We start from the raw sequence: 24,963 nt of genomic DNA, 5'->3' as shown, positions 1-24,963 counted from the left end.
TGGGCTCACCCGTATTTCGGCGCTCGGAGGCGATTCTGAAAAGGATTCCACTCAGATACGGCGGAATCGGCGGGTTCGGCCCGATTTGAGAGCGATTAGCGAGAATCTCGCGCGGCGGGCGCTGTCAGCGATTACGCGCCCGCGCGTAGTACAGAGAATAAAGTCAACCCCCCACCCCCCTCGATCTGAGCGAGCGCTGGCGCTGGAGGTGGACCGATGAGATCGAAGATCGCCTCGGCGCTGGTGGCGCTCTTGCTACTCACGTCTGTCTTGGCCGGCGCGGCTACTCCGGCGCTCGCTCAGAGCAGTGGCTACGTCGGTGTCCCGGACAGCAACATCACCGAGGATCTGCCGGCGGGCTCGAGCGTGGGGCTCGCACCGTCGGACCTCGAGGGCTCGGTGATGGCGAGCGATCACGCCGACAGTCTCCAGGTCGTGATCACGACGCCGGAGCGAGCGTCCGACTACGTGAGCAGTTCGCAGGTCGGGAGTGGCGATCTCGCACTCGTGTTCAAAGACGACAGCGAGCATCAGGGACGGACCGTCGCGGTGCCATCCGACGCGATCCGGCAGGCGGTCGGACACGTGCCGAATGTCGTCTACGGTGTCCACGAGGACGGTGACGAGTGGTCGAGTCAGGTCCGCGCGGAGAACGGTCTGCTGTACTTCGAGATCCCGAAGTTCTCCAGTAACTCGGTGACGTTCTCGGGGACCGTCGAGATCTCTGCGGCGCCGGCGACTGACGGCTCGTCCTTCTCCTACGATCTATCCGGCACCGACAGCGTCTCCGATCCAGTGATAGACCTAACCGGCGTAACCAATTCAGAAACCGAATCAGCATCGGCGACGCTGACCGACGGAGATAGCCTCAGCCTGGATGTTGCTGGCACGACAGCGGCCTCGGACGCTTCTGTTACCTTCAACGGCCGCTCCTCAAGTTCGTGGCACAACGTCTCGGGCTCCGACTCTCCTTCGGGCCAGTTTTCGCCCTCTATCGGCGGCAACCTCGATCCGACCGGACCGGGATCAAACAATAAGCCAGTTTTGGAGGTCACAGCGCACCACGGATCGACGTCCTCCTATAATCCGATTGACACACACGGAGACGGCACAAATGATCAGGGGTGGAACATCGCGGGAGACGACTCCAACAACGCGAAAACTTGGATAGAACTCCGTGTTCAGCCCGACGCCAGTGGAGAGGTCACAGAGCTAACAGTCAATATAGACCGTGTTTATGGAAACGAATACAACCCGAACGTGGATGTGTATATGGTCCACGAGACGCCGGATACTACTCAAGGCGAGGGAACACTCGTTAAAGAGAATTGGAATCCGTCGTGGACCACGGGCACGCAGACAGTCACGCTCGACACTCCGTATAAGATTCAATCCGGGCAGGACTACACAATCGAGTTTGTCACGACAAACTCAGACGGTGACGATACTGGAGACTACCTCGATATTGCCACGGACGATAGCGCCTCGTCGGTGTGGGTAATGTCCGACTCATTAGGCGGGACGACACGCGAGGACTACGCTGATATTGGGTTGAAAATCACACAGCCAGTTAACGATCTAAGCGTGGGAGGTGACGTTAGCGCTTCCTTTGGGGACTTCGCCGATGGCGAAACCAAAACGCGAGAGGTTTCGCTTTCTCCGTCGTCGGCTACAATCGACTTCCTCGGGGATGACTGGGGGAGCATCGATTACGTATTACGGATGAAAGAGCGGACGGCGACCGAGGACCCGAGTCTATCGGTAGACGGCTCGACAGCATCGTATTCGGGGATATTGGTGGCTGGCGAGTCAGCAACGCGATCACTGTCAAACATCTCGGTGGGATCTCATACCGCGTCGGCGACGCTAACAGGGGGACCTGTCGACGCGACAGTTCAGTTCACCGAACAGACGGAAACACAAAACCCCGCTGTCGATCTTAATGGCGTATGGTCGTCCTATTCGGGAACGCTCTCGGATGGGGAGACTGCCACACTGTCCGGCGACAAGGCGTCGCTCCGGGACGGTACAAACCAACTGAATGTCTCGCTCGACGACGGCGCGCTCTCGGCTGACGCGCCGCCGATGCAAGTGGACCTCCAGTACAGCCACGATGCGTCGACCTCTGTCAAAACTGAGTACCATAGCAACGGATTCGCAGAGACGTACAACGTCTCAAACACATTCAGCTCGACGCAATCGAACCCGACGCTTGAGGTCCCATTCTCGTCGACAGTCTACCGACTCCCGCAGCTGGAGTGGTCGATCAACGATGGGTCGTGGAGCAGCGTGCCGGACAGCCGCTACAGCTGGTCGGATAACACGCTCGTCGTCGATCTGAAAGACGGTGATACTGACGGCGACGTCGACGCCGGGACGAAAGTCGAGGTCCGTGTTGAGGGTCGGATGGTTCAGGTAGAGAACGGTCAGATCAGCGTCCCGAAGCCTACCGACCCGGATGCGGCGAAGATCGACAGTAAGATCCAGGTCGACAGTCGCAGCAGCGGCTTTCATATCGTCGTCGGGAAGAGCGAACGGCTCCACTACGCATATCAGGAGAGTTGGGAGACTACCGCGGACGCAAGTGTAATCTCATCCGACGGCACACAGAAACTCTATCTCCCGAACGCCGACGCGGGAGACACGGCCTGGATCACCACCGCTCCGATGGAGGTCGTCCCGCAGACCAATGACGCTCGGGTCCGCCTCGAGGACGCGGACGGATCGAAGATCAAGATCAGCGGCGGTCCGAGCGCTGTCGGTGACGACGTCGCGATCCGATACTACGCAGTCGAGAACGGTGAGAGCTACGAGGCGTACTCGGTTTCCCGAGAGCGACCCGTCGACAAAGCGACCGCCGAGAACGGCGTCGCAGTCTTTGACGTCGACGATAGCGAGGAGGTCCTGAAGATCCAACTCGCCGGGAGTTCCGACGGCGGTGGTTCTGACAGTGGTGGTAGTTCCTCGATCGGCAGCGTCGGTGGGAACTGGCCGCAGCCGTCGCCGGGAACCACACTCCAGGAGATCGCAGTCGTCGTCGCGTGGGCGGCGCTGGTCGTGCTGCTGGTCGCTGCGACAGGACGCTCGGAGCTATCCGGACGGCCGCGGTGGGTGCTCGTCAGCGCGGTCAGCCTCGGGACGGGACTGCTGTCCGTGGAGGTGCTTCGACCGGGGATCGTCTCCTCGGCGATCGGCGCGGGCCTCCAGGACGTCGTCCCGCTGGCGGGACTCGCGACGATCGGGATCGTCGGCTACTCGGTCGTCACGTGGTGGCAGTCTCGCAAGAAGGAGGCCGCGACGCCCGAGACGACGGTTGACTTCAACCTCGGGAGGTTCCGAAGGTGATCGAGGGGATTGCTGGCCGGGCGATCACGGCGCTCGGGCTCAAAGGCGTGAGCACGGTCGCACTCGTGCTGTTAGTCTCGGTTCTGCTCTACACGCATAAGGCGGCGACCGCGGGACAGCGAGTCGTGCACGCGGGCTCGACGATCCAGCACGACTTGAAAGTGATCGCGCTGGTGCTGACGGTGCTGCTCGTGCTGGGCGTGGCGACGATTGACATCGAGCGCGGCCGGGAGCTGATCCAAGTCGGCCTCGATCACGTGCGCCGGACAGATCTCGTCGCACAACTCGGGAGGTGGATCTCGTGATCCCGTTCGTGGGTGTCCGCGTTGGCCTTTCCCGGCCGGCTCTCCGCGTCTCCGGCGGACTGTGCTGCTCGGGGGGCTCGCTCTCCTCGCACTGGTGAACTACCTTGATCTCGTCGGGATGCTCGGGATCGGCTGGTCGAACAACTTCGTCGGGTGGCTCGCGGCAGTGTGGACGATCGCTGTCGGCGTGACGCTCGATCCAGGCGAGGAGTTGGCCGCGCGAGTGAGCGAGCTGGGATATGGGTTCCTCGGTACACTCGCGATCGCGATCGTGGCGTTCGTGGCGTCGCCGGATACGGGGCTGACCTACCTGCTACAGGCGAATCCGGTGGGACAGATCGCCTACGCGATCGCGCCGGCGGTCTCGAATGGCCTGCTCGTACTCGTTTGCGCGTATCTGGGCTATCACGGGGCCGTATGGCTCGCGGAGTATCTGCGACTACGGCGGACAACGCCCGAGGATCGTGTCCTCGAGGAGGATCATCTATGAACGCTGTCTCCGCGATTCGAGAGGCTCTTGGGATCGCGAGAGACGCCCTCGCTATCGCGGCCGTCATCCTATCATATTTTGTGATAGATTACGCTGCGGTTCCCGCGTACTGTATGGGTCCCACCGATTCAATGGTATGTGGGCTTATGTTCGCTGAGACATCCGTTCTGTACGCGGTCGGCTACGGGCTCGCCGTTGTCGTTGCGCTGCGACTCTCAGTCGCCCTCTGTCGTAGATATTGCTCTTACCTGGCGGATTTTGTCTTCGTCGAGACCGGCTGAGGTCGCGCACTCGATCGACTCCCGTTCTGATCACCGTCGTTCTCGCTGCGTTTCAACTGGAGGGCCGAATTTTTGCGCAGCCGCAGGGGTATTTTTGGAGTCTGTCCCTCTTAGGGACACTCCCTAAGGAGATCTTCGCACTTGGTGCGAAGTCCCCGCGCGGTTTCACGTCCTCAAGCTCCGAAACAAAGGATCGCGGCCGAAACGCCACTCCACAGGAAACAGGGGTTATCTAGATAGGTATTTAAAGAAACAGGGGACGGGACGGTGTTGCCACTCAGCAGTCACCGCGCTACCAGGTGATGTTCTCTCGCTTCACGAGGCCGCCATCGCGATCTCGTCCGCGGACCTCACGCGCTTGGAACTCGAGATCCACGAAGTCGATGAGGTCCCGACCGGCACGACACCATGCGTCGAGGCCTTCCTCGAGAACCTCGTGGAGCGTCGGTTCCGGATCGCTCTTCAGTTCCGAGAGGACGGTGTCGAAGCGGATCTTCCCGCGGTCCTGATCGGTCCGTCGTTCGAACTCCACGCCGTACTTGTCCATCCAGCGCTGGATCGCCGAGTCCGCGGCCGAGCGCGTCTCGACGTTCGCGAGCTTCGCGACGCGCTCGATCCCGCTCCCGACGAAGTTCTCGACGCGCTCGACGATCGCGGTGATCTCCTGGCGGATCTTCTCCGAGTAGTACCGTACGAGACCGTTGTCGTTCACGACGACGTCACCGATCTCCTCGAGGGCGCGGTAGATCTGACTGACCGAGTACCCGGTCTCGTCCGCGAGCTCATCGTAGCGCACCTGGCCCCCGTCCGTCGCGAGCGTCTTCATCACGCCGCGCGCGCTTGGGGAGAGGTCTTGGAGAACGGCCGTGATCAGGTTCTCCTGTTCGGCTTCGAGCTGAGGCGTCGGATCGTCCCAGTAGCCGATCGACCGCTCGGACTCCTCGATCTCGAAGTGGTCGTCCTCGACGAACACGGTGGGATCGGGCTTGATCGGTACGCCGGCCCATCGGAGCGTGTTCACGAGGGTCTCGTCGAGTTCGCGAATGAGTTCGTCGCGGTCGCGCCACTTCTTCGAGTGGCCGTCCGACCGATATTCGCCGGTGAACCCGTCCGTCGTGTTCAGCGACTTGTGGAACGCGACGCCGAATTTTGGCGAGGAAAGCGGATCGTCCTCGCTCTCTGCTAAGCGGACGTACTCCGGGTGATAGCTCTTCAGCCGCTTTCCGAGGTGGTGGTCGTCGATCAGATCCGAGGAGGAAACCGGATCGAGTTCCATCGCGTGACGATACCCGACGGTGTCCGTGTTGTCGCCCTTGTAAACCCACTGAGACCCCTCCTCGTCGGCGAGGAGGTGCATCATCGAGTAGAAGACGCCCGTCGACCGGGTGAGCTTCTTCCCGTACTCGCGCTTGATCCGAACGTAGCGCTCGAGCGTGCTGATATTCGAGTCGCCGCGGATGCGGTTGAAGTAGCGCCGGGAGAAGTCGGTGCCAGCGTGCGCGGCGAGCTGTTGGAGCGCGCGCTGAAGGAGCCACTGGTACTCCTCAAGTTCGAGATTCGATCCCTGAACGTGGATCTGACAGCCCTCGCCGCCACACCACGGAATCTGTGCCTCGTCGCCGTTCGGCTTCTTGAGGCCGTCCCAGCGAGGAGAGACCACGAAATCGGCCTTTGCCTCGGTGTAGACGCTCTCGACGTGGATCTTCCACTCGTAGACCTTCTCCCCGTTGATGGGATCGGACGGCCGGGGTGCGAGGCCGGTGTCGGCGTTGTAGTTGAATCGGATGTTCCACTCCTCACCGCCGATTTCGCGCTGTATCTCCGCGTAGCCGTCGAGACGCTCGATTCCGATCTGGGTGAGCGCCCAGTAGGGACTCAGTCCGTTATCGGTGAACCACCAGAAGGCGTCGAGTTCGTGGTTCGCCGGTGCCTGGTGGCTCACTGCTCTTCCCCTCCGTCCGTTGCGACAGCCGACTCCTCCGAATCGGAGAGGTAGGCCTCGAGGTCGCGGTCGAAGGCAGAACTCGACTGATAGGTGTCGCGGGAGGTCCGCTCGTTGCCGTCCTCATCGAGGAAGACAGCGACGCTCTCCGTAGGCGGGCCGCGATCGAGGCGCTGGGCGCGGTCTTCGCGATCGCCGTGTTCATCGAGCCAGATCCCGCGCTCGTCGAGCAGGTTGAGGACTCCCTGGCGCGGCTCGCGATCGTGGTGATCGGCGAGTTTCTTCTCGACAGCGCGCCACGCAGAGAGGACCGCGAGGGAGTCGATGCCCTTGATCCGGTCACGGACCATACGCTGTGCGTCGCGATCACCGACGAGGTGGCGATCGAGGAACCGCGCGGGATCCTCACCGAGCCGGTCACGAAGGCGAGGGAACTCGACGCGATCGCGCGTCCGTCGGCTGCTCATAGCGCTGTCTCTGCGGGCTCAGGATCGGCTTCGAGGAGTGACGCGCACTCCCGGCAGACACGCCGGCCGTCGACGACGACTTCAGCCTCGTTGTCGCACGGGCCGAAGCAGATCACGACTGCTCACCTCCGGGAATCTCGACCTTCGGTCGTGGTGGGAGGCCCATCTTGGGCTTGTACTGCCGCTCGGAAGCCCGTCCCGGCCGACAGCGGTAGCAGAGAACGACCGCGTGCTCGGTGTTGTAGAGGAGGAAGACGCGGGCCTTCTCCGGCCGCGTGACCTTCTGACCGCAGTCGTAGCAGTGCGTCACCGCTCGTCACCTCTGACGACTCCGCTTGTCGAGGCACGAACGCGCGGGCCGTGGTTCCGGCCCTCCTGATCTTCGGGGTCCGGATAGCCGACGGTGCACCCTGCTCCCGAGCCCTTCTGGAGTCTCGCGCGAGAGTCGCAGGCGAGGCAGCGGTGAACTCGCCCATCCTCGTCGCCGAATGTCCGGGCGAAGTCACGGGAGACGTGGGCGCCGCAGTGGCGGCACCGGTTGTCGTCGGACTCCCGAGAGAGGTCCATCAAGGGCGACACCTCCCGTCATCGAGAGCGGGACAGCGCTGTCCCTCTTCGTCGATCGGGCAACCGCAGAACTCACAGATGAGCTGGCCGCGAGCCTCGAGGCTCAAAACGACCACCTCCTTCGGGGGACGGCGCGGGGATCGCGCCAGATCCTGGCGAACTTCGTGTCCTTCTTGGTTTTGTTACACCAGTCGCTCAGTGAAGAATGCCGAGCGAGGCGCTCTCCAGCGAGGAATCGAAGCCTTCGTGAGAAGGCCAGAAGTGAGTGGACTCGCGGGGATTTGAACCCCGGGCCTCTTCCTTGCGAAGGAAGCGATCTACCCCTGATCTACGAGCCCGCATTACGTTCGAAGACAGCGGATCATTTGTACCTTCTGTTTCGCTCGCCGCGCGAGACGCGCTATCACACCACCGAAAGAGACGTCACGGCGGTGACGCCGACGCCTTAGCGCCGTCACCCGGTGCAGTCGTGAGACCGCGCGGGCCGGAAGGGGGCGTCGTGCAGTCGGACGCAGTCCGACCGTCCTCAGTCTTCGAGGACGATCTCGATGCTGACGTCGTTGGGCACCTGAATCCGCATCAGCTGCCGGAGCGCGCGTTCGTCGGCGTCGATGTCGATGAGACGCTTATGGACGCGCATCTCCCAGTGCTCCCAGGTAGCGGTCCCCTCACCGTCCGGGGACTTCCGTGCGGGCACTTCGAGCGTCTTCGTCGGCAGCGGGATCGGTCCGCTGAGGTTGACCCCCGTCTTGCTCGCGATCTCGCGAACGTCGTCGCAGATGTCGTCGAGGTCGTCCGGGCTGGTCCCGGCGAGGCGGACGCGTGCCTGCTGCATCTATCGCTCGTTGACCTCGAGGACCTTGCCGGCCGCGATGGTCTGACCCATGTCACGGACTGCGAAGGACCCGAGTTCCGGAATCTCGCCCGACGGCTCGATGCTGAGCGGCTTCTGCGGTCGCACGGTCACGACAGCAGCGTCGCCGGACTGGATGAAGTCGGGGTTCTCTTCTGCGACCTCGCCCGAGGCGGGGTCGAGCTTCTGATCGATCGATTCGATCGTACACGCGACCTGTGCCGTGTGGGCGTGGAAGACCGGCGTGTAACCCGCGGTGATGACCGAGGGGTGCTGCATCACGACGATCTGAGCCTTGAAGGTCTCGGCGACCGACGGCGGGTCGTCTGCGGGACCACAGACGTCACCGCGGCGGATGTCGTCCTTGCCGATGCCGCGGACGTTGAACCCGACGTTGTCACCGGGGCCGGCCTGCGGCACTTCTTCGTGGTGCATCTCGACGGTCTTGACTTCGCCGCCGACGTCCGACGGCTGGAAGGAGACGTTGTCGCCGGGGCTGATGGTACCCGTCTCGACACGTCCGACCGGGACCGTACCGATGCCCGAGATCGTGTAGACGTCCTGGATCGGCAGGCGCAGCGGCGCGTCCGTCGGCGGCTGCGGCTCCGGCAGGTTGTTCAGCGCTTCCAGCAGGGTGGGGCCGTCGTACCACGACGTGTTCTCCGACGCTTCGGCGACGTTGTCGCCCTCGAACGCGGAGATCGGGATGTACAGCGCGTCGTCGGAGTTGAACTGGACCTGCTTGAGGAGCTGGTTGACTTCCTCTTGGACCTCCTTGTAGGAGTCCTCGCTGTAGTCGACGAGGTCCATTTTGTTGACGCCGATGATGAGCTCGTTGATGCCCAGGGTGCGGGCGAGGAAGACGTGCTCACGGGTCTGCGGCGCGACGCCGTCGTCTGCGGCGACGACGAGGACCGCGTTGTCTGCCTGGGACGCGCCCGTGATCATGTTCTTCACGAAGTCGCGGTGGCCCGGACAGTCGACGATGGTGAAGTAGTACTCGTCGGTGTCGAATTCCTGGTGGGCGATGTCGATGGTGACACCACGCTCGCGCTCTTCGGCGAGGTTGTCCATCACGTAGGCGAACTCGAATCCGCCTTTACCCTTCTCTTCGGCTTCCTCTCGGTGCTGCTCGATTACGTGCTCGGGGACGGATCCTGTCTCGAACAGGAGTCGCCCGACCAGCGTACTCTTACCGTGGTCGACGTGGCCAATGATGGCCAGGTTCTGGTGCGGTTTGTCACTCATAGGTGGGTCACGCGCTAAGGCGCTCTGTACCGACGACTTTGGCCAGAAAGCCCTAAAACCATTTCGATACGTAGACGGCCGAAACGCCGGAGTATCGCGGTTTGTGGGAGCATCTACCACGGCATTTCGAGCGACCCCGAGGTGGTCCGACCCCCCGTTATTCGAGTCGTCCGACGTCGCCGAGCACCGCCGAAGCGGTCTCGGGACCGCCCGCACCGCGGCCGCTGAGGTTCAGTTGCCCGGCGTGCGTCGTCTCCAGTTGCACGATGTTCCGCGTACCCGTCACCGCGAGCGCGGCGTTCTGCGGGACCAAGCGCGGGCCCACGCGGATGCCATCGCGCGTCGCCTCACCGACGAGGCGGATCGTCCGTCCGTCCTCGGCGGCGAGTTCGAGCGCGCTGCCCGGTACGTTCGTGATACCCTCGACGTCGGCGTCCGAGAGCGTGAACTCCCGTTCGCCCTCCGAGAGGACGTTCGCGAGGATGACGCACTTCAGCGCGGCATCGGTCCCCTCGACGTCGAACGTCGGGTCCGCCTCGGCGACGCCGAGGTCCTGGGCCTCCGCGAGGACGTGCTCGTAGTCGATGCCCTCGGCGGCCATCCGCGAGAGGATGAAGTTCGCCGTCCCGTTGAGGATGCCGCGCGCGGCGGTGACGTGCGACGGCGAGAGGTCCTCGACCGTCGAGACGATCGGAATCGCGCCACCGACGGTCGCCTCGAATCGGACCTGTCCCGCGCTGTTTCGCTCCAGGTCGCGGACGTCGCCGTAGCGTTCGGCGACGGGGCCTTTGTTCGCGAGCACGACGTGACGGTCGCGCTCCAGCGCGGTCTGCAGGTGCGAGAAGCCCGGTTCGGCGTCGCCGAGCGTCGTCGGCGTCGCCTCGACGAGGACGTCGTAGTCGGCGTGCAACGCGTCGTCGGGGTCGGCGTCGCCGACGGTTCCCTCGTCGGCCTTGCGGTCGAGGGCCGCAGCCGCGTCGATCCCGGAATCGTCGCCGGCGACGGCCGCCGACGAGGAGTCTGCGAAGGCGACGACGGTGTGGCCGTACTCCGCGGCGAGGTCGACGACGGAACCGCCGACCGCGCCCGCGCCAACGACGGCGAGTCGCTTTCCGTCGCTCATGCCGCACCTCCCGTGAGGGGTTCGACGACGTGCAGTTCTTTCTCCTCGGCGATGTCGGAGACCATCTCGAGCGCCTCGGCGGTCGCGCCGGCGCGCGTCGCTATCCGGAGGCGCGCGCTCGACGTATCGGTCCGGCCCTCGGGTGCGTTCAGCGAGAAGTCCGCGATCGAGGCCGCGGGGCACTGCTCGATCCGGCGGAGCGTATCCGAGAGGTCCGTATCGACCAAGTGGCCGACGAGCAGCACGACGACCTCCTCGGCGTAGTGTTCGGCGCCCGCCTGCACCACGTTGACGCCCCCGTCGCGGAGCGCCGAGACGATGGCGTCGAAGCGGTCCGGCGTGGCCTCGACGTCGACTTCGACCGGGATGCGGCCGCGCGGCGTGACGTTCCCGCGCTCGTGGAAGATCGACAGGAGGTTCCCGCCGTTGTCGGAGATGGGCTCCAGCGCGGCGAGAAGCTGTCCCGGCTGGTCGGGAAGTTCGAGCCGGATCGTGTGCGGCTGTGGCTGTCCGTCGGCGCCGGTGTCAACGTCCGAATCGCCGCGCGAACCACACGACTGCGACCGCGTTCGGTCGTCGGATTCGGCGTCGGTTTCGGACTCGGAGTTCAGCGCGGACGTCATAGACAGATCACTCCCGAGAGGTTCAGTTCCTCACGAGCCGATGTGCGGTGAGAGACGGCACAACGGTCCGGTCTCGCATCGACGGCTCGGGATCGTGAGGTCGTTCCCGTACGCATACTCCAAGGTCAACCCCCGGACCGATATAAGCCTTCGTCGATGGCACGCATTGCCGGCGTCCCAACCCGGCGCATCGATACGCGAGGCGGAGGAGCAGACGGGAGCCCCGAAGAGAATATCAGGCCGCTCGCGGCAGCGACAGCGTCACCGTCGTCGCGTCGTCGGTCTCGGTGAACGACAGCGACCCGCCGTGGGTGTCTGCGACCGTCTTCGCGACCCAGAGTCCGAGCCCGCTGCCGTGCGTCAACTGGGTGATATCCACGTCGCCCGCGACGACTTTCCGCTCGTGTTCGGGGATGCCCGATCCGTGATCGGTAACCGAAAGTTCGACCACGTCGGGAAGGATGCGAACCGACCCTTCGACCGGTGAGCCGCCGTGTTCGGCGGCGTTTTCGAGCAGTTCGTCGAGCGCCGTCCGGAGCCCGTCACTGGCGCGCACAGTCCCGTCGAGGTCGTCGGGCGCGTCGAACGCGAAGTCGGTCTCGGTGAATCGATCCCGGGCGTGTGCGACGACGTCTTCGAACACAGCCGTCGGATCGGTCGCGTCGTACTCCTCGGGACCGCGGTCGCGCTCCCGCGTGATCGTCTTCGCGCCGTCGGCGAGGCTCCCGACGGTGTCGGCGCTGCGCTTTAAGACGGCCGCAGACTGTCGGATCTGGTCGTCGTCCGGGACGGTGGCGACGATATCGGCGTGCCCCGTGAGCACCTGCGCCTCGTTGCGGAGGTTGTGTCGAAGCACGCGGTTCAGCACCGCCGTCCGCCGCCGCTCGCGGGCGAGTTGTTCCGCACGCACCCGGCGAGCGTCGTAGACGCCGATGATGACGTGTGCCGCCGCGCCGATCGCCAGCAGATTGCCGACGGTGAACATCGACGGCGCGATTCCGCCGGACAGTCGGTTCTGCGCGTACGCGTGTGCGATCATCACGCTCCCGAGGACGACGACGCCGAGGAGGTTCCAGACCGCGATGCGGACCGCGTTGCGGTCGCTGAACCCGCTGACGTACAGGAGGCCGCCGATGGCGATCAGGCCGATCGAGACGAGCGTTCCGACGACGCCGAGCACGACCGCCAGCGGGCCGCCGCCGTCCAAAAGCGGGAACAGATTCGGCACGAGCAACCCGAGCCCAGTGAGCGAGACGACAGCGCTGGCGGCGACGCGCACCGCCGACGGTCCGGTCGGCGCGACCGCCTCGGGTGGTGATCCGAGCCCGAGTTGATCGATCAGGGTGAGAAGTCGCGTTCGCATAGATCGTTCGAAAGAAGACTAACGACCGTTTGAAAGTACTGGCCCGGCTATCGGGCGGGAGAATCGGGGAGCAGAACGCGATCAAACGGCCGGCGACCGAACGCGAAAGCGAACCGGCGGGCCGACGAGAGAGTGAGCCGAAATCGGCTCGTCGTCGCTTAGAACTGGTCGACGGAGCTGGGGAGTTCGAGCTTCATCCCCTTGCGCTCGCGGATCTCCATAATCTTCTCGCGCTGGAGGTTGTCCGAGAGCACGCGGAAGCCGGCGTTCTCGGTGTTCCACGACGCGCGACCTTCGGTCGCAGAGCGGATGTCCGAGGAGAAGCCGATCATCTCTTCGACGGGCGCGATGCCCTCGATGACCATCAGGTCACCTTCCTGGTACATATCGTCGACGCGGCCACGACGGCCCTGGATCTCGCCGGACGCCGAACCCATGTGTTCGGAGGGAACGTCGATGCGGACGTTCTGGATGGGTTCGAGCAGCTTGATGTCGGCGTCGATCAGCGAGCGGTGGACGGCGTCGCGGACGGCGGGGATGACCTGTGCCGGACCGCGGTGGATGGTGTCCTCGTGGAGCTTCGCGTCGTGCAGTCGCAGGAGCGCACCCTCGACAGGCTCGTTAGCCAGCGGGCCGTCGTTGAGGGCCTCTTCGAGGCCCTCGATGACGAGTTCCATCGTCTCGTTGAGGTGCTGGATACCCTTCGTGTCGTCGATGAGGATGTTCGTCCCGTGGATGTGCTCGACGTTCTGGGAGGTGTCTTTGTCCATTCCGGCTTCCTGCAGCGCTTCGCGGCGCTCCAGTTCCGGCATATCCATCGAGGCCTCGCCGAGCTTGATCGTCTCGACGACGTCGTCCGAAAGGGGTTCGACGGTGATGTAGAACTTGTTGTGGCGGTTCGGGGAGACGCCCTCGACCTCGCGGGACTCCTGCTGGGGAGCCTCGCGGTAGACGACGATCGGCTCACCGGTCTGGACCGGGATGCCCTGGTTCTTCTGGATACGCTGGGTGATGACTTCGAGGTGAAGCTCGCCCTGCCCGCTGATGAGGTGCTCGCCGGTGTCCTCGTTAATCTCGACGCGGATGGTCGGGTCTTCCTTCGCGACCTGCTGGAGCGTCTCGATGAGCTTCGGCAGGTCGTCCATGTTCTTCGCCTCGACGCTCTTCGTGATGACCGGCTCGGAGATGTGCTCGATCGACTCGAACGGCGTCATCTCGATGGACGAGACGGTAGAACCGGCGATAGCGTCACGGAGGCCAGTCACGGCCGCGATGTTCCCGGCGGGAACGCCGCGGTCGAGCTCCTCGCGCTCGCCACCCATGAAGATACCGACCGACTGGACGCGGTTCTTGCCCGCGGTCCCGGAGACGTAGAGCTCCTGGCCCTGCTTGATCGTCCCGCTGAACAGCCGCCCGGTGGCGATTTCGCCAGCGTGCGGGTCCATCGAGATGTCGGTCACCATAAAGACGACCTCGCCGTCGTCGTCGACTTCCTGCATCTGCCGGGAGATCTCGGATTCGTCGTCGCCACGCCAGACGCGCGGGATACGACGGGGCTGGGCGTCGAGCGGGTCCGGGAAGTGCTCGGCGACCATGTCGAGGACGACGTCCGAGAGCGGCGTCTGCTCGTGGAGTTCACGACGCTGGTCGTTGCGCTCCATCTCGATGATCTCGGGGAAGCCGATGCCGGTCTCGGCCATCGACGGCGCGGAGACGCCCCACTTGTAGAGCGCCGATCCGAACGCGACGGTGCCGTCTTCGACGGAGACCGTCCAGTCGTCGACGTCGTCCATATCCTCGGTCATCCCGCGGATGAGTTCGTTGACGTCGCCGATGACGTCCATCAGCCGCTCCTGCATCTCCTGGGGTCCTTCCTGCAGTTCGGAGATGAGGCGGTCGACCTTGTTGATGAACAGCGCGGGCTTGACGCCCTCTCGCAGCGCCTGCCGGACGACCGTCTCGGTCTGCGGCATCGCGCCCTCGACGGCGTCGACGACGACGAGCGCACCGTCGACGGCGCGCATCGCACGCGTCACGTCGCCACCGAAGTCGACGTGGCCGGGCGTGTCGATGAGGTTGATCAGGTGGTTGTCCTCACCGTACTCGTGGGTCATCGAAACGTTTGCCGCGTCGATGGTGATCCCACGTTCCTGTTCGTCTTCCTCTGTGTCCATCATCAGACGGGTCGCCTCGCCCTCGTCGGCGATCATTCCCGCCCCGGCGAGGAGGTTGTCCGTCAGCGTGGTCTTCCCGTGGTCGACGTGAGCGGCGATGGCGATGTTCCGGATCTGCTCCGGTTTGTCCATCAATTGCTCACACTCTTGTACGATCTTTTTTCGTCGGCCCATTATACGAGCCTGTACCGGTAGGAGGGTCAAAAGGGTAGTGTTTTGCCGGTGGCGAAATCGCCGGATACGGCGGTCGCTACCCAGGGTATGCCTCGTTTTGACACAGTAGGGTGGCTAATGATTACTCTCGTCTCTTACCGCCGACTATCGCCACCGGGAGTGGCGCTCGGCGGTACACAGTGAGAGTAATCATTAGGCGAGGTCGGCGCCGGCCGCGATAGGGATTATCGTAACTGTTCAGAGATTCTCCCGTACCGTCCGGCGAGACATCTATGCAGACGTACGATAATCCCTACGACAACCCAGACCTGTGGGTCGCGGCCGAGCCGTCCACTACGTCCGCAGACACCCGACAGCGGACCCACAGCAGAGTAAGAGTCTTGTTCGGCCACCCCGTGAGAGAGATACGCATGGACCTGCGAGTACGCGGGGACGTCCCGGCCGACCCGTTTCTCGGCGCTGGCGAACTCTTCGAGACCGAGTACGACCTCGAACTGCCGGTGTACGTCGACGTTCGGACGGACCCCGACGAGCGAACCTGGGCGGCGCACTACGACGACCACCACGTCCTGAACATCTCCCGACAGGCGGCGACGAGCGCGATGGCCCGCGAGTTGGTCGTCCACGAACTCGCGCATATGGCCCGCAACGAGGAGGGCCACGCCTCTCATCACCTCAAAACGGAAGAGGCGCTCTTTCTCGCGCTGTCGGGCGAGTCAGTCGAGCGGCGGAAGGTCGCACACTGCTATCAGATCGCGAATCATATGAAGGACATCTACGCCGACGACATCACACTCTCGGTGATGCCGCCAGAGAAACTGGTCTCCTTCCTCGAATCCGAGCTCGCGCGCGCGGTCGCGACTCGCTCGGACCCCGCACCGTGGCCCGACTCCCGCCGCGTCACCGCCGGCTCGGACCCCGAGATCACGGCCGTCAACGCGGCGTTCGCGCTCGGCCTCGTCGAGCGCCACGACGTGATCGACCCCGAACACCGGCTCTACGACTTAGCGCACGCTGCCGCCGACGACGCCCCAACCGTCGATCTCGACGCGTTCAAGCGGCGCTTCCGCTCACTCGGCGAGGACCCCTCCGACAGCGACTATCGGAAGACGCTGGTCGACGCCACCCGCGCGTACGTGGTCGGTGAACCGGGTGACGCTCGCGGCGACGTCGCTGCCGACTGATACTGTCGGACAGAAGTACGAGAAGACAGACCGGAGAGGGCAGAGAGAGCAGAGAGAAAACGAACGTGTTCGAGGAGTCGCGACTGCGAACGGTCTACCGGGCCGCTTCGGCGACGCGCTCGGACTCTTCTTTCTGGCTGATGGCGTAGGACTGAACGTCGTAGTCGGCCGCGCCGATGAGCACCTGTGCGAGCGCTTCGTCGGCGCCCTGCGGCGTCTTGTAGGAGCCGCGCTGGGTCCCTTCGGCGATGAACTTCAGCGCCTGGTCGACGCGACGCTGGGGCGCGACGTCGACGGCCTGCGGAACGGAGATGCCACCGTACTTGAGGCGGACGGTCTCCTCACGGGGTGCGGCGTTCTCGACCGCGCGGACGAGGACCTGGATCGGGTTCTCCTCGGTCCGGTCGTTGACGATCTCGAAGGCGTTCTTGACGATTTTCATCGTCTTCTGCTTGTGGCCCGTGTTCTCCTCGGTCTGCATCAGGCGGTTGACGAGGCGCTCGACGATGCTGATCTCGGATTTCTTGAACTGTTTCGAGGCGTGACGGCCCATCGTGTGGGCGATCGGCGTCACGTTGATGTAGCGCTCCGTCGAGGGGTCCGCGTACTCGATCTCGGTGACGTCCCAGACGCCGAACAGCTGTGCGTTCGTCTCGGCTTCCTCGCTGTCTGCGGGGGCGTCGGGTTCGGGGGCTTCGCTCTCAGACATCTTAGCGCACCGGTTTCTCTGCGTTACCGCGGACCAGTTCGATCATCGAGACGCCGTTGACCTTCTCGACCTTGTAGTTCACGCCGGAAAGGTCACCCATCGCGCGACCCTTCGCGCCGCCGATCCCGGCGATCGTGACTTCGTCGTGCTCGTCGATGAACGAGATCGCACCGTCACCGGGACAGAAGGCGGTGACCTGCTTGCCGTTCTTGATCAGCTGCACTCGGACGCACTTTCGGATCGCCGAGTTGGGCTGCTTCGCTTCGATCCCGACCTTTTCGAGGACGATCCCGCGACCCTGCGGGGCTCCCTCGAGGGGATCGGACTTCGCGCCAAGACCGCGCTCGCGTCGCGCGTACTCGGAGTCGGACCAGCGTCGCTTCTGCCGGTCCTGCTTGAGTTTCCGCGCGGCGTACTTGCCGTTCGCCATAGTGACCCGGATTTCCCGTCGGAGCTACTTAAGCCTCCCTTTTCCGATCCGACGAAACGGGCGCAGGTCGGGTTAGCGACCCCTAAGAAGGATTCTGAGGCCGTCGTTTCGATTCGGGATACAGTCGCTCGCGAGGGGAGAGGGGCTGAACGGCGCGGAGAACGTGTCGTTTCGGTGTGAGAGCACCGGAGGCGAACACGCGTGCAGTGCGGATCGAGGCCGCGCGTCAACTCCCGTCGCCGTACCGGCCGTCGCTGCCGCCGTCGCGTCCGACACTCGGCGCCAGCCCATCCTCGACGTCGACCGACACCGAACCGCTGAGTTCCTGTCCCGACGGCGGCCCGAGCGTCAGGCCGACCTCGTCGAACCGTGCTTTCACGCGCCGGCGGAAGTCGGATTTGAGCGTCACAAGATCGACATCCATCGGATCGCCGACCCAGAAGTCCGCCCGGATCCGCACCGAACTCCCCTCGAAGGAGACGAGTTTCGACGTCGGATCGGGGTCTTCGAGCACGCGGTCGTCTACCCGAGCGACTTCCACGAGTTCTCGGAGCGCCAGTTCGACGTCGTCGCCGTAGGCCACCTCGACTGGCTCGGAGACGCGGTACTGTTCGCGCCCGTACGGCCGCGTGAGCGCGTTCCCGGTCAACTCCGTGTTCGGAACGACGATCGTCTCACCGTTCGGCGTCCGGATTCGCGTCACGCGGAAGTCGACCGCCTCGACGACGCCCTCGCCGCCCGGCCAGCCGATCCAGTCACCGACGTTGAAGTCCGGGTCCACGACCAGAAAGATCCCGCTGACGAGCGATCCGACGAGTTTCTGGCTGGACGCGCCGACGACGAGCGTCAGCGCGGCAGCGATGATCGAGATGTCGGTCAGTATCCCTCCGAAGCCCGCACCCACGACGCCCGCGACGATCGCGACGAGGACGATCAGGGCGTGCAGATACGTCTGTGCGGCCGTCTCGATCGTCGGGTTGTTTCGGTTCCGCGCGGCGACGACGCGGGCGATGGCGGGGAGGACGAAGAGCCGTCCGAACGCGTAGGTCACGAGCGTCCCGAGCGTGAACCCCACGCCGATACGGACGATGTCGCTGTACGATTCGCCCGCGATAGCGTCGAACGTACCGGGCGGGACGAGTTGCCCCGGGGCGAGCGCGCCGAACTGGAGCAGTCCGTCGTGCACGTCTCCGAGAGCGCGACAGCGACACAAAAAGTTATAGGACGGTTTGCACGTCTGTCGCGGCCCGCGACAGCGTCACGTCAGCTGAATGTCGTCGATGTCGTAGTGCCGGCGCGCGAGTTTGCGTGCGGTCTGGATGTGTTTGCCCTCGCTTCCGATGGCGACGCCGCGGTCGCCCTCGGGGACTTCGACGTATGCGACCCGCTCGCCGCCCTGCTCGGACAGCGTCACGTGTCGGACCGCCGCGGGCGCGAGCGCGTTCTCGACGAACGCGGCCGGCGTGTCGGCGTTTTCGACGAGTTCGACGTCACGACCGATCGCCTCCTCGACCGCCTGGACGTGCGCGCCGCCGGGACCGATCGCGGCCCCCATATCGCCGGCGGCGACGAGGATGACAACCCGATCCTCGAACAGCAGGCAGTCGCGGGCCGCAGCGCCCGTCTCGTCCTCGAAGCGGGCGATGAATTGGCGCGCGTCGTCCGACAGCGTGACTCGCATCGGGGTCAGTCGTCCGAGAGTTCGGCTTCGGTGCCGCCGTCGGCCTCGATCGAGCCCATCCGGAGGTCGACGTCGCCCGTGCCGATCGCGACGGGCTTGCCGACGATGACGTTCTCGATGACGCCGTCGAGGTCGTCCTCCTCGCCGTGGACCGCCGCGTCGAGCAGGTGATTGACCGTGACCTCGAATGCGGCGCGGGCGAGGACGGAGTCCTTCGACCCGGAGATGCCGTGCCGACCGATCGACTCGATCTCGCCGCGGTTCGTCATGATGTCTGCGACGAGCATCAGGTGCCGGACGTTCACGTCGTCGAGACCCTGCTCGCGCAGCGTCTCCATCGTCTCGTTGATGATGGCTTCGCGGGCGGCCTCGACGCCGAGATTGCGGTAGACCTCGTGGATGTTGTTACTCGTCGTCCGCGAGGCGTCGACGCCCTCGATCGAGAGGACGTCGCCGAAGGCCGATCCCTCGGTGTAGAGGACGAACTCCTCGCCCTCCGTGCGTTCGTTGTCTTCCTTGCGGATGACGACGCGGGAGATGTCTTCGAGCCCTTTGAAGACGATGTCGCGGAGCTCCTCGACGAGCTGGAGGAGCCGTCGGTAGCTCGGCTCGTCGGGGCCGAACTCGATGAGCGTCTCCGAGCGGCGCGTGTTGACGCCGAGGGCGTCCTCGATCGTCTCGGCGATCTCCTGGGCGACGGTGTCGACGCTGTCGACGGTCGGCCACCGCTCGGCCAGCGTGTCCTCGTTGAGGTCGACCTGGACGATCATATCGGCGACGTTCGTCGAGATGTCGCCGAGCGCGAGGATCTTCGTCGCCTCCATCTGCCAGACGACCTCGTGGGCGCGCTCGCGGTTCTCGGCGTACTCGTCTTCGAGGTGGACCGTCATCATCGGCGTGTCGGGGGTCTTCCGCGCGTCCACCAACTCGATGAGGCGGGGCAGACCCTGTGTGACGTCGATCTCGGCGACGCCCGCGTAGTGGAACGTGTTCATCGTCATCTGCGTTCCGGGCTCACCGATGGACTGCGCGGAGACGGTCCCGACGGGGTCGTGCGCGTCGACGCGGGAGTCCTCGTAGCGCGAGGAGATGGCCTGTGCGATGTCGTCGGCCTGTTCGAGCGTGACGCCCTCGCGGTCCTCGATCGTTTCGTAAATGCGGTGCTGGAGACTCTCGGGCAGGTTGTAGTCCTGCACGATGGCCTCGATGTCGTCGGTGACGTGTTCGTACTCCTCAGTCATCGGATTCTACCCCCATACCCTGGGCCTTGTCGAGTCCCGGGCCGGCGTACTCGGAGATGTTGGTCGGCCGCTCCTCGCGGCCGAGGAAGCGTTCTTTCTCCTCATCGGAGCTGAACTCCGCGTCGAGGATGCGGTCGGCGACGTTCTCGACGTCGATCGGGTTCTCCTCGGAGGAGGAGACCTTCACGGGCGAGGTGCCGTCCTCGCCGAACTCGAACTGGACGACCGTGCCGGAGGTGTCGCGGACGGTACCGTCGTACTGCGCTTCCAGTTCGGAGAGGGCGTTGATCAGGCGGCGCTGCAGGTACCCGGACTTCGACGTCCGGACTGCGGTGTCGACCAGGCCCTCGCGGCCACCCATCGCGTGGAAGAAGAACTCCCGCGGCGTCAGCCCGCCACGGTAGCTGTTCTCGACGAAGCCGTGTGCCTCCGCCGAGAGGTCGTCCTTCTGGTAGTGGCTGAGGGTCCGGCCCTCGTACCCGCGGTTGATGCGCTCGCCCCGAACGGCCTGCTGTCCGACACAGCCGGCCATCTGCGTGAGGTTCAGCATCGAGCCACGCGCCCCAGAGCGGGCCATCACGACCGCCGGGTTGTCGTCGCGGAAGTGGTCTTCTGCGATCTCACCGGCGGAGTCACGGGCCTTCCCGAGCTGCTGCATAATCTTCATCTCGAGGGTCTCGTCGACCGTCCGACCCGGCAGCGATTCGAGCTCGCCGGCCTCGTAGATCTCGATGAGTTCCTGGACGCGGTCGTAGGCGTTCTGGATGGCCTCGTCGACCTGCGCGTTGGCCTCGCCGGGGATGGACTCGTCGTCGATCCCGATCGAGAAGCCGAAGTGCATAATCGCGCGCATCGCCAGCGACGCGACCTCGTTGACGAACACGCGAGCGCGCGTCTTCGAGTGGAGCTTCGCCAGCGTGTCGACGACCTCGCCGCCGAACGCGCCGACGGCGTCCTCGTCGATCGTCCCGGAGAGGAGCTGGCCGTCCTCGATCACGACCTCGTCGCCCGCAGACGACGTGAACTCGAGATTCAGATCGTCGGGCAGGAGTTCGCTGAAGAGCTGGCGGCCGGTCCAGTAGGGCTGGCCGGTCTCGTCCTCGCCGGCGGGCTCGGGGAGCGTGTCGATGCTCGTCGCCCGGAGCAGGTCGAGCGCCTGCGTCTCGGTGAACTCCGGATTCCCGTTCGTCAGGAGGTAGGTCCCGGAGATGTGGTCCTGTATCGCGCCGATGATGTTCTCACCGAAGCGCGGGCTGAGAAGCTGCTCCTGCACGCGCATCAGGACGCGCGCCTCCGCACGCGACTCCTCGGTCTGGAGCGCGTGCATGTTCATCTCGTCGCCGTCGAAGTCGGCGTTGTACGGCGGACAGACGACGGTGTTGAGCCGGAACGTCTTGTACGGCATCACGACGACCTCGTGTGCCATAATCGACATCCGGTGCAGCGACGGCTGGCGGTTGAAGATCACGATGTCGCCGTCGATGAGGTGTCGGTTGACCTCCCACCCGGCGTCGATCTTCTCTGCGAGTTCCTCGCAGTTCTTCTCTGTGACCTTCAGGCGGCGACCGTCGGGCCGCTTGACGTAGTTCGCGCCCGGGTGACCCTCGGGGCCGTTGCGGACGTACTGCTTGGCCCGATCGAGGTTCCGCTCGGAGACGTTCATCGTCTGGGTCATCTCCTGGGCGACGCGCTCGGGGACCCCGACCTCGTTGAGCGAGAGCGTCGGGTCCGGCGAGATCACGGTCCGCGCAGAGAAGTTGACGCGCTTCCCGGACAGGGAGCCACGGAAGCGACCTTCCTTGCCCTTCAGGCGCTGGCTCAGCGTCTTCAGCGGGCGGCCGGAACGGTGTCGCGCCGGCGGCGTCCCGCTGATCTCGTTGTCGATGAAGGTCGTGACGTGGTACTGCAGCAGTTCCCAGAGGTCCTCGATAATCAGCTGCGGCGCACCCGCCTCGCGGTTCTCCATGAATCGCTGATTGATACGGATGATGTCGACGAGCTTATGCGTCAGGTCGTCCTCGGAGCGCTGCCCGTTATCCAGCGTGATCGACGGGCGAGCGGTGACCGGCGGGACCGGAAGCACGGTGAGGATCATCCACTCGGGCCGCGACCGACTGGGGTCGATCCCGAGCGTCTCGATGTCCTCGTCGGGGATGTCCTCGAACCAGTCGCGGATGTCCGAGGGCATCAGCTTGTTCATGTCCTCCTCGGTGAGGTCGACGTCGAGCGCCTTCTCGATCTTCTTGCGGTCGTCACCGACGGGGCGGAACTCGCCCGAGAGGATGTCGTTGACGCGGCTGACGTCGAGGCCGGACTTCTCGGCCAGTTCGGCGGGTGACATCCCGCTGTCGTCCTCGTCGGGATCGGGCTGCATCGCCGAGGCGATGCGCTCGGAGTAGTCGCCGGCGAGTACGTCCTGCACCTCGTAGTAGGTGGTCGGCTTCTCGTGTTTGATGTCGTGCTGGGGCGCGCCGCAGTGCGGACAGCGGCTGGCCTTCCGCGCCTGTCGGACGCCCGATTTGAGGACGTCCGTCCAGTCCTCGCCGAGTTCCTCGTTGCGCTGCAGCGCGTCGGTGAACTCCTCTTGCTCGTCAGCCGTCAGCGAGAGGCGGCCGCACTCGCGGCAGGTCGAGCGGAGCAGGCGGCGGATGAGCTTCGTGAAGCCGACGTGGATGACGGGCGCGGCCAGTTCGATGTGGCCGAAGTGACCGTTACACGATCCCGAGTGCGAACCGCAGGTGCGGCACTCGAGCCCCGGGTCGATGACCCCGAGACGGGGATCCATCAGCCCCATATCGATTGGGTAACCGTCGTCGTCGTACGTGTCCGCGGTGATGATCTTCGTCGCGGACATATCTCGGTACGTCTCCGGGTCCATCAGCCCGAACTGGATGGCACCGATCTCTTTGGGTGTCTGCATTGACATTGTTGGTTAGACTGCGTCTTCGAGGTCGAGTCGCGGTCGGATTCCCAGTGCGATCATCTCGTCGAGGAGGAGCTTGAACGCGTAACTGATCTCGATCTCGTGGATGTCGTCCTCGTCGCCGGTGACGGGGTCGTAGATGCGGCGCTGGCCGCGGTCCTCGACGGCGACCATCCCGGTTTCGGCGGAGATGTACACCGTCTCTTTGTCCGAGGAGTCGAGCAGGCGCTCTTGGAGCACCATCGCGGCCCCGTGGCCGATGACGGTGTCACGCTCCATCTCGCCCAGCCGGAGACCACCCTCGCGGGCGCGCCCCTCGGTGGGCTGGCGGGTGAGCACCTGCACCGGCCCGCGCGAACGGGCGTGCAGCTTGTTGCTCACCATGTGGTAGAGTTTGTGGTAGAAAATCGTCCCGACGAAGATCTCGGCCTCGATCTTCTCGCCGGTGACGCCGGAGTACATTACCTCCTTGCCGGAGGACTTGAAGCCGTGGTCCTCTAAGGCTCCGCGGAGTTCGTCCTCGGACTCGCCTTGGAAGGCGGTCCCGTCGACGCGGCGGCCTTCGAGCGCGCCGACCTTGCCGCCGAGCATCTCCAGCACGTGGCCGACCGTCATCCGCGACGGCAGCGCGTGCGGATTCAACACGAGGTCGGGCACGACGCCCTGTTCCGTGAACGGCATGTCTTCCTGGGGCGCGAGGTGGCCCACGACGCCCTTCTGACCGTGCCGGGACGCGAACTTGTCGCCGAGTTCCGGGATCCGCTGGTCGCGGACGGAGACCTTCGCCAGTTTGGAGCCGTCTTCGCCTTCCATCAGCGTGACGGTGTCGACGACGCCGGATTCGCCCGAGCGCATCGTCACCGAGGTCTCGCGTCGCTTCTGCGGCGAGAGCCCGCCCATATCGTCGGGCTCTTCGAGGAACCGCGGCGGCGACGTTTTCCCGAGGAGCACGGAGTTCTCGTCGACCCGCGTCTCGGGGTTGACGAGGCCGTCCTCGTCGAGGTGCGTGTAGGCGTCTTCACCGCGTGCGCCGCGTACGTCCTGGCTCGGCACCTCGAATCGGTCTTCCTGACCGCCGGGGTAGCGGCGTTCCTCGCCCTCGTAGGTCCGGAAGAAGTGCGAGCGGGCCATCGCGCGGTCGACCGAGCCCTGGTTCATCACGAGTGCGTCCTCGATGTTGAACCCCTCGTAGCTCATCACGGCGACGACGAAGTTCTGCGCCGCCGGCCGCTCGTCGAACCCGATCTGCTCTGTGGTCTGCGTTTTGACCATCGAGAGCTGTGGGTAGTGCAGCAGGTGCTGTCGCGTGTCGGGGCGGATGCGGTAGTTCGCCGCGGGCAGCCCCAGCGACTGCTTCATCATCCCGGCACCCATCGTAATACGCGGCGAGGCGTTGTGCTCGGGGTAGGGGATCATCCCCGCACCGATCCCGAAGATGAGCTGCGGGTCGATCTCGAGGTGGGTGTGGTCCTCGTTGATCTCGTCTTCGTCGACTGCGACGTAGATGTCTTCTTCCTCCTCGGCGTCGATGAACTCGACGTAGCCGCGCTCGACGAGGTCCTCGAACTCCAGTGCGCCGGACTCGACCGCTTCGATCTCCTCGTCGCCGAGGAGCGGTTCGCCGTCTTCGACGACGATCAGCGGTCGACGTGCGCGACCGGCGTCGGCGTTGACGATGACTTCGCGCGTCCGGTCTTTGACCGAGACGTTCACCATCTCGCTGACGTCGCCGCGGCGGCGCGCCTCTCGAATCTGTTCTGCGAGCTGTTCGGGATCGGGATGCGTCCCGACCAGACTACCGTTGACGTAGACTTTCGCCTCTCGTTGTGACTGAGCCATC

At 64.7% G+C, this 24,963-nt stretch carries 22 protein-coding genes and 1 tRNA gene; 5 read left to right on the top strand and 18 right to left on the bottom strand.

Annotated elements, in window-relative coordinates; all coding sequences use genetic code 11:
- The first annotated feature begins 216 nt into the window (after positions 1–216).
- The 4 genes from NO347_RS06365 (at position 217) to NO347_RS06350 (ending at position 4,421) form a co-directional block, all read left to right on the top strand.
- Positions 217–3,345: a hypothetical protein gene (locus tag NO347_RS06365; RefSeq protein ID WP_256288787.1), complete on the top strand. Its 3,129-nt coding sequence runs from the start codon at positions 217–219 to the stop codon at positions 3,343–3,345.
- On the top strand, positions 3,342–3,650 hold the full coding sequence (locus NO347_RS06360; protein ID WP_256288786.1) for a hypothetical protein: 309 nt from the start codon (positions 3,342–3,344) through the stop codon (positions 3,648–3,650). The genes NO347_RS06365 and NO347_RS06360 overlap by 4 nt, the downstream gene beginning before the upstream one ends.
- A 61-nt stretch (positions 3,651–3,711) precedes the next feature.
- Positions 3,712–4,140, top strand: a complete 429-nt coding sequence (locus tag NO347_RS06355; protein WP_256288785.1) for a hypothetical protein — start codon at positions 3,712–3,714, stop codon at positions 4,138–4,140.
- Positions 4,137–4,421, top strand: coding sequence for a hypothetical protein (locus NO347_RS06350; protein WP_256288784.1), 285 nt, complete (start codon positions 4,137–4,139; stop codon positions 4,419–4,421). Before NO347_RS06355 ends, NO347_RS06350 begins: the two co-directional genes overlap by 4 nt.
- Before the next feature lie 292 nt (positions 4,422–4,713).
- Here the strand turns inward: NO347_RS06350 and NO347_RS06345 are convergent, their stop codons facing one another.
- The 11 genes from NO347_RS06345 to NO347_RS06295 form a co-directional block, all read right to left on the bottom strand.
- The gene (locus NO347_RS06345) at positions 4,714–6,363 is read right to left on the bottom strand and encodes a DUF7845 domain-containing protein (protein WP_256288783.1); all 1,650 of its coding nucleotides are present in this window, start codon (positions 6,361–6,363) and stop codon (positions 4,714–4,716) included.
- On the bottom strand, positions 6,360–6,830 hold the full coding sequence (locus tag NO347_RS06340) for a hypothetical protein (protein WP_256288782.1): 471 nt from the start codon (positions 6,828–6,830) through the stop codon (positions 6,360–6,362). The genes NO347_RS06345 and NO347_RS06340 overlap by 4 nt, the downstream gene beginning before the upstream one ends.
- A gap of 112 nt (positions 6,831–6,942) precedes the next feature.
- Entirely contained in the window at positions 6,943–7,140 is a 198-nt protein-coding gene (locus NO347_RS06335) for a hypothetical protein (RefSeq protein ID WP_256288781.1), read from the bottom strand.
- On the bottom strand, positions 7,137–7,397 hold the full coding sequence (locus NO347_RS06330; RefSeq protein ID WP_256288780.1) for a DUF7563 family protein: 261 nt from the start codon (positions 7,395–7,397) through the stop codon (positions 7,137–7,139). The genes NO347_RS06335 and NO347_RS06330 overlap by 4 nt, the downstream gene beginning before the upstream one ends.
- A 266-nt stretch (positions 7,398–7,663) precedes the next feature.
- Positions 7,664–7,735, bottom strand: a tRNA-Ala gene (locus NO347_RS06325).
- A gap of 188 nt (positions 7,736–7,923) precedes the next feature.
- A complete protein-coding gene (gene rpsJ / locus NO347_RS06320) occupies positions 7,924–8,232 on the bottom strand; it encodes a 30S ribosomal protein S10 (RefSeq protein ID WP_121568522.1) in 309 nt (102 codons plus the stop codon).
- On the bottom strand, positions 8,233–9,498 hold the full coding sequence (gene tuf / locus NO347_RS06315; protein WP_121568523.1) for a translation elongation factor EF-1 subunit alpha: 1,266 nt from the start codon (positions 9,496–9,498) through the stop codon (positions 8,233–8,235).
- Between the two features lie 157 nt (positions 9,499–9,655).
- Positions 9,656–10,621 (bottom strand): homoserine dehydrogenase, encoded by a 966-nt coding sequence (locus tag NO347_RS06310; RefSeq protein ID WP_256288779.1) that lies wholly within the window; start codon positions 10,619–10,621, stop codon positions 9,656–9,658.
- Complete coding sequence (locus tag NO347_RS06305) at positions 10,618–11,244, bottom strand: amino acid-binding protein (RefSeq protein WP_256288775.1); 627 nt, start codon at positions 11,242–11,244, stop codon at positions 10,618–10,620. Before NO347_RS06305 ends, NO347_RS06310 begins: the two co-directional genes overlap by 4 nt.
- A gap of 235 nt (positions 11,245–11,479) precedes the next feature.
- Positions 11,480–12,607: a sensor histidine kinase gene (locus NO347_RS06300; RefSeq protein WP_256288774.1), complete on the bottom strand. Its 1,128-nt coding sequence runs from the start codon at positions 12,605–12,607 to the stop codon at positions 11,480–11,482.
- Between the two features lie 158 nt (positions 12,608–12,765).
- Entirely contained in the window at positions 12,766–14,955 is a 2,190-nt protein-coding gene (locus tag NO347_RS06295; protein ID WP_121568526.1) for an elongation factor EF-2, read from the bottom strand.
- A 410-nt stretch (positions 14,956–15,365) separates the two neighbouring features.
- Between NO347_RS06295 and NO347_RS06290 the strand changes: the two genes are divergently transcribed.
- Positions 15,366–16,139: a DUF5781 family protein gene (locus NO347_RS06290; protein WP_256288773.1), complete on the top strand. Its 774-nt coding sequence runs from the start codon at positions 15,366–15,368 to the stop codon at positions 16,137–16,139.
- Between the two features lie 94 nt (positions 16,140–16,233).
- On the opposite strand, the gene NO347_RS06285 is transcribed toward NO347_RS06290, so the two are convergent.
- From NO347_RS06285 to rpoB, 7 genes are all read right to left on the bottom strand, one after another.
- The gene (locus NO347_RS06285) at positions 16,234–16,848 is read right to left on the bottom strand and encodes a 30S ribosomal protein S7 (protein ID WP_256288772.1); all 615 of its coding nucleotides are present in this window, start codon (positions 16,846–16,848) and stop codon (positions 16,234–16,236) included.
- Position 16,849: 1 nt separating this feature from the next.
- Positions 16,850–17,278: a 30S ribosomal protein S12 gene (locus NO347_RS06280; RefSeq protein WP_089768796.1), complete on the bottom strand. Its 429-nt coding sequence runs from the start codon at positions 17,276–17,278 to the stop codon at positions 16,850–16,852.
- A gap of 226 nt (positions 17,279–17,504) precedes the next feature.
- Complete coding sequence (locus tag NO347_RS06275; RefSeq protein ID WP_425492348.1) at positions 17,505–18,464, bottom strand: mechanosensitive ion channel family protein; 960 nt, start codon at positions 18,462–18,464, stop codon at positions 17,505–17,507.
- A 72-nt stretch (positions 18,465–18,536) separates the two neighbouring features.
- Positions 18,537–18,959, bottom strand: a complete 423-nt coding sequence (locus NO347_RS06270) for a NusA-like transcription termination signal-binding factor (protein WP_256288771.1) — start codon at positions 18,957–18,959, stop codon at positions 18,537–18,539.
- Between the two features lie 5 nt (positions 18,960–18,964).
- Entirely contained in the window at positions 18,965–20,200 is a 1,236-nt protein-coding gene (rpoA2, locus tag NO347_RS06265; protein ID WP_121568530.1) for a DNA-directed RNA polymerase subunit A'', read from the bottom strand.
- On the bottom strand, positions 20,193–23,120 hold the full coding sequence (locus NO347_RS06260; protein ID WP_256288910.1) for a DNA-directed RNA polymerase subunit A': 2,928 nt from the start codon (positions 23,118–23,120) through the stop codon (positions 20,193–20,195). The genes rpoA2 and NO347_RS06260 overlap by 8 nt, the downstream gene beginning before the upstream one ends.
- A 12-nt stretch (positions 23,121–23,132) precedes the next feature.
- Positions 23,133–24,962 carry a DNA-directed RNA polymerase subunit B gene (rpoB, locus tag NO347_RS06255; protein ID WP_256288770.1) on the bottom strand — a complete coding sequence of 610 codons (1,830 nt, stop codon included), beginning with the start codon at positions 24,960–24,962 and terminating at the stop codon, positions 23,133–23,135.
- Position 24,963: the final 1 nt, after the last annotated feature.

The sequence above is a fragment of the Halobellus inordinatus genome (assembly GCF_024464655.1).
In the GTDB taxonomy this organism is placed as follows: domain Archaea; phylum Halobacteriota; class Halobacteria; order Halobacteriales; family Haloferacaceae; genus Haloquadratum; species Haloquadratum inordinatus.
Note: the sequence above shows the minus strand (reverse complement) of the source record. Positions and strands in the feature narration are given on the sequence as shown.

Excerpts from the sequence above, each read along its gene's own strand:
- NO347_RS06365 (WP_256288787.1), top strand. The coding sequence starts at position 217 with ATGAGATCGAAGATCGCCTCGGCGCTGGTGGCGCTCTTGCTACTCACG.
- NO347_RS06350 (WP_256288784.1), top strand. The coding sequence starts at position 4,137 with ATGAACGCTGTCTCCGCGATTCGAGAGGCTCTTGGGATCGCGAGAGAC.
- NO347_RS06340 (WP_256288782.1), bottom strand. The coding sequence starts at position 6,830 with ATGAGCAGCCGACGGACGCGCGATCGCGTCGAGTTCCCTCGCCTTCGT.
- NO347_RS06330 (WP_256288780.1), bottom strand. The coding sequence starts at position 7,397 with ATGGACCTCTCTCGGGAGTCCGACGACAACCGGTGCCGCCACTGCGGC.
- rpsJ (WP_121568522.1), bottom strand. The coding sequence starts at position 8,232 with ATGCAGCAGGCACGCGTCCGCCTCGCCGGGACCAGCCCGGACGACCTC.
- tuf (WP_121568523.1), bottom strand. The coding sequence starts at position 9,498 with ATGAGTGACAAACCGCACCAGAACCTGGCCATCATTGGCCACGTCGAC.
- NO347_RS06310 (WP_256288779.1), bottom strand. The coding sequence starts at position 10,621 with ATGAGCGACGGAAAGCGACTCGCCGTCGTTGGCGCGGGCGCGGTCGGC.
- NO347_RS06305 (WP_256288775.1), bottom strand. The coding sequence starts at position 11,244 with ATGACGTCCGCGCTGAACTCCGAGTCCGAAACCGACGCCGAATCCGAC.
- NO347_RS06300 (WP_256288774.1), bottom strand. The coding sequence starts at position 12,607 with ATGCGAACGCGACTTCTCACCCTGATCGATCAACTCGGGCTCGGATCA.
- NO347_RS06295 (WP_121568526.1), bottom strand. The coding sequence starts at position 14,955 with ATGGGCCGACGAAAAAAGATCGTACAAGAGTGTGAGCAATTGATGGAC.
- NO347_RS06290 (WP_256288773.1), top strand. The coding sequence starts at position 15,366 with ATGGACCTGCGAGTACGCGGGGACGTCCCGGCCGACCCGTTTCTCGGC.
- NO347_RS06285 (WP_256288772.1), bottom strand. The coding sequence starts at position 16,848 with ATGTCTGAGAGCGAAGCCCCCGAACCCGACGCCCCCGCAGACAGCGAG.
- NO347_RS06280 (WP_089768796.1), bottom strand. The coding sequence starts at position 17,278 with ATGGCGAACGGCAAGTACGCCGCGCGGAAACTCAAGCAGGACCGGCAG.
- NO347_RS06270 (WP_256288771.1), bottom strand. The coding sequence starts at position 18,959 with ATGCGAGTCACGCTGTCGGACGACGCGCGCCAATTCATCGCCCGCTTC.
- rpoA2 (WP_121568530.1), bottom strand. The coding sequence starts at position 20,200 with ATGACTGAGGAGTACGAACACGTCACCGACGACATCGAGGCCATCGTG.
- NO347_RS06260 (WP_256288910.1), bottom strand. The coding sequence starts at position 23,120 with ATGCAGACACCCAAAGAGATCGGTGCCATCCAGTTCGGGCTGATGGAC.
- rpoB (WP_256288770.1), bottom strand. The coding sequence starts at position 24,962 with ATGGCTCAGTCACAACGAGAGGCGAAAGTCTACGTCAACGGTAGTCTG.